Source organism: Clostridium sp. AF34-10BH (genome assembly GCF_003478095.1).
Classification (GTDB): Bacteria; Bacillota; Clostridia; order Lachnospirales; family Lachnospiraceae; genus Acetatifactor; species Acetatifactor acetigignens.
Genome location: NZ_QUEC01000028.1, coordinates 43365 through 49760 on the forward strand (window position 1 = coordinate 43365; position 6396 = coordinate 49760).

The 6396-nt window shown below is 46.8% G+C and carries 5 protein-coding genes; all 5 read right to left on the minus strand.

The window, feature by feature from the left end; all coding sequences use genetic code 11:
• Window positions 1–112 precede the first annotated feature (112 nt).
• Window positions 113–943 carry a TraX family protein gene (locus DWZ61_RS15920; RefSeq protein ID WP_025483373.1) on the minus strand — a complete coding sequence of 277 codons (831 nt, stop codon included), beginning with the start codon at window positions 941–943 and terminating at the stop codon, window positions 113–115.
• A 135-nt stretch (window positions 944–1078) separates the two neighbouring features.
• A complete protein-coding gene (locus DWZ61_RS15925) occupies window positions 1079–1423 on the minus strand; it encodes a TnpV protein (protein WP_033119194.1) in 345 nt (114 codons plus the stop codon).
• The gene (locus DWZ61_RS15930; RefSeq protein WP_118539623.1) at window positions 1420–4350 is read right to left on the minus strand and encodes a DUF4368 domain-containing protein; all 2931 of its coding nucleotides are present in this window, start codon (window positions 4348–4350) and stop codon (window positions 1420–1422) included. Before DWZ61_RS15930 ends, DWZ61_RS15925 begins: the two co-directional genes overlap by 4 nt.
• Window positions 4347–4820: a PcfB family protein gene (locus DWZ61_RS15935; RefSeq protein ID WP_006775667.1), complete on the minus strand. Its 474-nt coding sequence runs from the start codon at window positions 4818–4820 to the stop codon at window positions 4347–4349. The genes DWZ61_RS15930 and DWZ61_RS15935 overlap by 4 nt, the downstream gene beginning before the upstream one ends.
• A 36-nt stretch (window positions 4821–4856) precedes the next feature.
• Window positions 4857–5765, minus strand: a complete 909-nt coding sequence (locus DWZ61_RS15940) for a DUF6017 domain-containing protein (RefSeq protein WP_117776695.1) — start codon at window positions 5763–5765, stop codon at window positions 4857–4859.
• Window positions 5766–6396: the final 631 nt, after the last annotated feature.

Here is a 6396-nt window from a genome sequence, read left to right on the forward strand (position 1 = left end):
CGGAGAATGAAGCTCCGCAGGACGCACTACTCTCGACAGAGAGTATAGAAGTGCGCCCTTTAGTTCCTAAAGGGGTTTGCTCCGGCTTAATTTCTCGACAAACTGCAATTAGTCATTTCAGTAAGTATTTTCCGAGTCCTATCTGAATCAAATATAGGACAAGGATATGTGCTGGATAAAAAACATAGAAGAAGTATTTTAGCTTCAGTTTACCACGCTTTCCGTTGTATAGCAGAATAAGCAAGCAGGCAAGAAGCGTACATAAAGGCGGTTGATTCCCCGTTGTCCCCATGTAAGCCAAAAGGAACAGCAACACTTGATAGATTCGGTGATTACGGCAAATATAAAATGCTGATATGAATAAGATCCCCTGCATACCGTAGTCACAATGGATTCCTTCCGCAATGCCGGAAAAAAGCACTACACTGAGAACTTGCAGGACTGCTGATTTTATTCTATCCACCGGTAGGTCTGATTTACACGAAAATCTTTCAAGGCATACCAATGTCAATAAGCCTAAAAACAAGGTGAAAAATACATTTTGATACTTCAAGTAAAACGGAAATGTATCTTCCATTCGTGAATACGCACTAAAGAAACCTATGTCAAATGGAACTTCCGAAATAAGGGCAAATGCAAGCATCAACCCAATATAGCGTTTTTTACTTCTTGTGTGTTGGAATCCTTCTGCCAGCAAAAAACAGAATAGCGGAAAAGCAATCGTCCCAATGCTTTGCAAATCAAACCGTATGAAATAATCTATCTCTCGGAATCTCTCCCACGACATTTGCCCGTTATCTGCCATAGCCCCCCAGTAGTTTGATAGCAGCCATTGCAGCACAATTTTACATAGATGGTCAATAAGCATTGTCAGTACAGCAATAACCTTTAGCGAATTTCCTGAGAGAAATTGAATGCGATTTATTTTCCTATCAAGGCTCATAAAACAACCTCCTACCAACTTCCAATTCTACGATTTTTCGCATTCAAATTATACCATAAAACTCGTGAACAATTCTATCGCAACTTTGGAATATATGAGAAAAGTCCGAACAGTTTTCTGCCCGGACTTCCTCACTCAATCATAAATCAATTCTGCTTTCACAATCTCCTCTGCCTGTGCCTTGCAAGCGTTCATCTGCCGCACCCATTCCATTTGATTATCGGCTTTCAGTTGCTCAGTCACACCGTTTTGCTCTGCCAGTGACCGCACGATCAGCTCCATGCGGTTTCGTGCCGCTTCGTCAATCTCGGCACAATGTTCAAAGAGCTTGTCGGATAGCACCAGTTCATTGAACAGTATCGGGCGGTGCATTTCCAGATACGCCTTGCGAAGTCTGCCGTAGTGTCCGATGGGCTTGGTCTTGCGGATAACGATGTTCGGGATAAGATAATCGCCGTTCTGTGTGTAAGTGATATTCATGCTGATTGTACTCCTTTCATTGGCTCTCTCTGCGGTAAGCTGCTGACAGGGACGAACACGCCCTTTGCAATGTCCTCTGCACGAATGGCGGCTTTCTTGGCTTCGATTTCTGCCTTTTTCCGCTCCTTGATTTTATCCTCGTATCGCTTCTGCGCTCCGCTGGCTTTACGCTTCAAGTAGTTCTGATGAAGTCTGTCCTTGCGTTCCTCTCGCTTGCGGATTTCTTCTAATTCCTCCGGGGTCAGCTCCACTTCTCCAAACGCCGGGGGAACGAAACGCCCAACAAAATTGAAGTAAATCTCAACCTCCTGTGTGGTCTGTATACTTCCTTTGCGGTCACGCTCATGCACAAGAATTTTCTCGATAAACTCGTTGAGCATGGCAATGGTCAGCTTGTCGAAGTTCTCATACTTACCAATCAGAGCGATAAAACGGTCAGCGTCCTTTTCGTGCTTCTCATAGCTCTTGACAGCCTTTTCCAGAACAGAGATTTCAGCGGTAAGCTCGGACTGTTCCTTTTCGTATTGAGCGTCCAGAGTGGCGTATCTGCTGTCGGACAGCTTGCCTAAAATGTTGTCCTCATAGATTTTGCAGAGCAGGACTTCCAGCTCGGAAACTCTCTGCTTTGCTGTGGCAAGGCGTGTCCGCTGTTTCCTGACCTCTGCCGTCTGCTGGCTGGACTGTGCTTCCTGCACCACACGGACAAACTCGGCTCTGTCATGCTTCGCATACTCGGCAATGGCTTTCAGCATTTCAGAGACAAGGGACAGTACCACATCTTCATTGATACGGTGCTGGGTCTTGCAGAGTGTCCCGCAAGGAACTTTTGTGTACTGTGAGCAGGTGTATTGAGAAATGCGCTTGCCGTTATTGGTGCGGTGGACATACATCTTGCCGCCGCAATCGGCACAATAAAGCAAGCCTGTGAGGGGAGCTGCTTCGCCCCAGCCGTCCGGGTAGCGTCTGACATTCCCACGGATTTTCTGCACAAGGTCAAAGGTCTGCTGGTCAATAATGGCTTCGTGCGTATTCTCAAAAATCGTCCATTCGTCCTCCGGGACATAATGGCTTTTCTTGTCCTTGAAGTGCTTTCGGGTCTTGAAATTGATGGTGTGTCCCAGATATTCACGCTTTTCAAGAAGGTTGCAGATGGTGGAAGAACCCCAGCCGTACACATCTTTGAAAGTCTTATTCTTGTTCACGCCCTCGCCGTGCTGGGCAAGGTAAGCGGACGGAATGAGAATTTTTTCTTCTTTCAGCTTGCTGGCGATCTGATACGGACCGTAGCCCTCAATCGTCATGGCAAAGATACGCTTGACCACCTCTGCGGCTTCGGGGTCAACCAACCATTGGTCTCTGGCTTCGTTCCAGAGATAGCCGTAAATGACTGTGCCTGTGAGGTGCTTGCCGGACTTGCCTTTGGACTGGAAAGTGGAACGGATTTTACGGCTGGTGTCTCTGGCGTAATACTCGTTCATAATGTTGCGGAAAGGGGTAAAATCATCATCACCTCTGGCACTGTCCACGCCGTCATTGATGGCGATAAGGCGAACGCCACGCTGACGCAGGATTTCCATAATCTGACCGACTTTCAGATAGTCACGACCCATGCGGCTCATGTCCTTGATACACAGATACTCCACATTTCCGGCTTCAACCTCTTTCATCATTGCCAGAAATCCGGGACGGTCAAAGCAAGTGCCGCTAATGCCATCGTCCGTGAAATGGACAATGTTCGTAAACCCCTGCCGTGCGGCGAACTCCTCCAACATTGCTTTTTGGTTGGAAATGGAATTACTCTCACGCTGTTGGTCATCATCCTTGCCAAAGTCATCACGGCTCAACCGTTCATACAGAGCAGTGATTTTCTCGTTTTTTCTCATAACTTGCGCTCCTTTCTTCGGTTTTAGGTTGTGTGTTCTAAGAGACTTCCAAACCGCTTGATTAAGAAGTCTTTTAGAGCATACAACACCCGCCGCCAATTTGTATTTTTTATATTGCTTCACTGCGAAATGGTCGGGGCTGCGTTCTTCCAAATCGGCAAAGAGTAGATCAACGGGGCTTTGGTATTCCTCGTCGTCCTCGCGTGCTTCGCTTGCATTGATAAGTTCAAGCAGCGTTGTAAAGTTCATTTCCTCGGCGGGGGCTTCATACCAAATATAGCCGATCAACGCGCAATATAATAATCTCTCGGCTTTCACCCAAAAATCTTCCGCGCTTTTTTCTCCCTCGCCTTTGGTATTCACGATAAGGGTATTGACAACCTTTAACACGTCCTTTTCGCTGCGGATATAGACAAACGGGTTATAGTGCATACTTTTCCGAAAGTTTATCGTATTCAGTACCTTAATGCGGTAGCCTGCCCGTTGCAGCAGCTTTCCGCACTCGATTAGGACGGTGCCTTTCGGGTCTGTCAAGACGTAGGAAGAATGAAGCTGCATTAAATTAGGCTTTACAAAAAACCTTGTTTTTCCGCTGCCGCTGCCGCCGATCACCACAACGTTTTTATTTCTCGCGTATTTCGGCTGCTTCGGGCGGCTGTTCATGGTAAGCCGTTCGGTCTGCGTCAAAATGATGTTGTTCTGAAAATCCGGGTCGATGTAGGGCTTTATATCTTCGGCGTTGCCCCATCGGGCGCTGCCGTATTCTGCGCCCTTGCGGTATTTCTTCGCGTTTTTCCCTTTGACATAGACAATCAGACGGATAACCACCGCGCCGACAATGCCGATAAGTAAATCCAGCGGGTGAACGCTCGGCAAGGCATTTGAAAACGCTTCGGAAAATCCCTGTGTGATATTGAGTATCTTTTCGGAAATATCCGCGCCGGGGGCAAGCCGCGCCGCTTGTCCGACTTTATCAAAGAGATAGACAAAGAACACATACGGGATATTCGGGATTATCAGCTTTTTGTAGTTCATCTGCTTCATATCTCGCGCCCCCTGTCTATTTTCTTTACCTTGTCGCGGGCGGCGTTAAGCTGCTTCGCCTTGTCCTTTGCTGCGGCAAGGGCTTTGCGGATAGAGGGCTTTTTGTCCCTGTTCAGCTTCTTTGCGGAAAACTCTTGAAATGCTGCGGTCATAACGTCCGCGTCCCTGCCTTTGAAAAACACAAGGTAACGGGTCTGTTCGCCCTTAACCTTTTTCAGCGAAAAATCTATGTTGTATTTCTTCGCGGTACTCTCAAAGGCTTTGATATTGCTGTCGGTGATCTCGATGTTGGAAACACCCGCATTTTGCTTCATAAGCTGCCGCATAGTCTGTTTCCCATGCGGGGCTTTGCTTTTCTGCTCCAAAAACTTCTTGATTGCTTTCTGCAACGCCTGTTCGGTAAGCCTTGCCGCGCCTTTTCCCACGTTGACGGATAGGGCAATCGTTTTTTGGGTTACTTCCTCCTGCAAGGTATCAACTCCTTTCCCGGTAAACTGCGGCTATGCTCATTTGCTGCCGTAAAAGTCGTGATTGACAAGGGCGGTATAGTAGCTGTCAATGGTACTCGGCGCGTTGAACAGCACCGCTTTAAGATACTGCTTGATGTTGCGGATTTTGGTTGTGTTCTCCCTCATGCAATCCAAAACAAACTCAACGTGGCTGCTATTCAGCTTCATAAACTTTGATTTGACAAGTTCGGCGGGGTAGTCGTCCCCGGCGATACGGATTGTCTTTCGGGCTGTGCAGACGGTTTCCAGCATGATTTCTACAATCTCGTCCAAACGGTCTTTATCCATTTTGGGGTCTTGAATGAGAATGTCATAGTCGATGTTGTCTTTGATAATTTCCCGATAAATCTCTATTGCGCTGTTTGTTTTCGCTTCCGTTCTTTTCCTTTCCGGCGGCGTAGCCGCTTCGTCCTGCTCATAAGGCAAGGGATTTAGGGAATGGAAAGGAATGGAATGGGTACTTGATAAATCAGTAATTGATTGTTCTTTACTTGATATATCTTTATTTAATTGCGTTGGATTTTCCAACGTAGGTTTTTCCTGCGTAGGTTTTTCCAACGTTGGATTATCCAATGTTGGATTTTCCAATGTAGGTAAATCCGATGTAGGCGGCTGCGGCTGCTCATATATGACATAATCCGCACCGCGCAAACGTCCTTTCTCGTCGCGTTCCCGGCTGCGGACGATATATCCGGCTTTTTCAAGTTCTTTGACCGCTTCGCGGATTGCGTCGATCTTCTCGCGGTTGATGTGAGATAAGCCCGCAAGGGTATAATCCCAATCTTCGGGTAAGGACAGCATTTGCGAAAGCAAGCCTTTTGCCTTTAAGGTGAGTTCCTTATTGCGCAAGTGGTGGTTGCTCATAACGGTATAGCCCGTATTTCTCTCAACTCGGAAAACTGCCATTTTTTATCACTTCCTTTCTCGGTTTGCGTGGAATATTAGAAAGCCGTTTTTGGCGGTTTTGGTATTGCAGTATGCCTTTGCCGTTTTTTGCGTCTGAAAAGCCTTGTATTGCAAGGGCTTTTTCGCGCCTAACGTTCCACGTTACCGCCTGCTTTTGGGCATAAAAAAACCGCAACTCTTTTCAAGCTGCGGTATGCCAATATGCAGAAAGGGACGCTATCGGTCTGATAACGCCCCTTTTGCTCGGTTATTCAGTTGTAACCTGTTTGCCCGCCGTCCATAAACGCGATGATTTAAGGCTTTTTGCTTGTTTTCTTATCTCACCGCGCTTAAGCAGACATTTGTTTTTCTGGGCTCATTAGCGAACGAATATCCTGCGAAGCAGGATGTAGAGCGCGATAGCGCAGATTCGTGAGCTCATGATATAATGAGCGCAAGAGAGCCAACATGCTTGCATGATTGGCGAACGGCGAAGTTGATCATGATAGTTGCGAAGCAACGTTAAGCACCGAAGGTGCGAATCATGATATAATGAAGCAAAATCACTTGCGTGCAAGTGTGATTTTGCGAAATGCATTGAGTGAGCTGTGCTCACGATATAATGAAATGTAAGATTCAGGAGGCACTATGA

Bases quoted from the DNA above. Each gene is read 5' to 3' on its own strand.
- DWZ61_RS15925 (WP_033119194.1), bottom strand. From the start codon at position 1,423: ATGAATATCACTTACACACAGAACGGCGATTATCTTATCCCGAACATC.
- DWZ61_RS15940 (WP_117776695.1), bottom strand. From the start codon at position 5,765: ATGGCAGTTTTCCGAGTTGAGAGAAATACGGGCTATACCGTTATGAGC.
- DWZ61_RS15920 (WP_025483373.1), bottom strand. From the start codon at position 943: ATGAGCCTTGATAGGAAAATAAATCGCATTCAATTTCTCTCAGGAAAT.
- DWZ61_RS15930 (WP_118539623.1), bottom strand. From the start codon at position 4,350: ATGAAGCAGATGAACTACAAAAAGCTGATAATCCCGAATATCCCGTAT.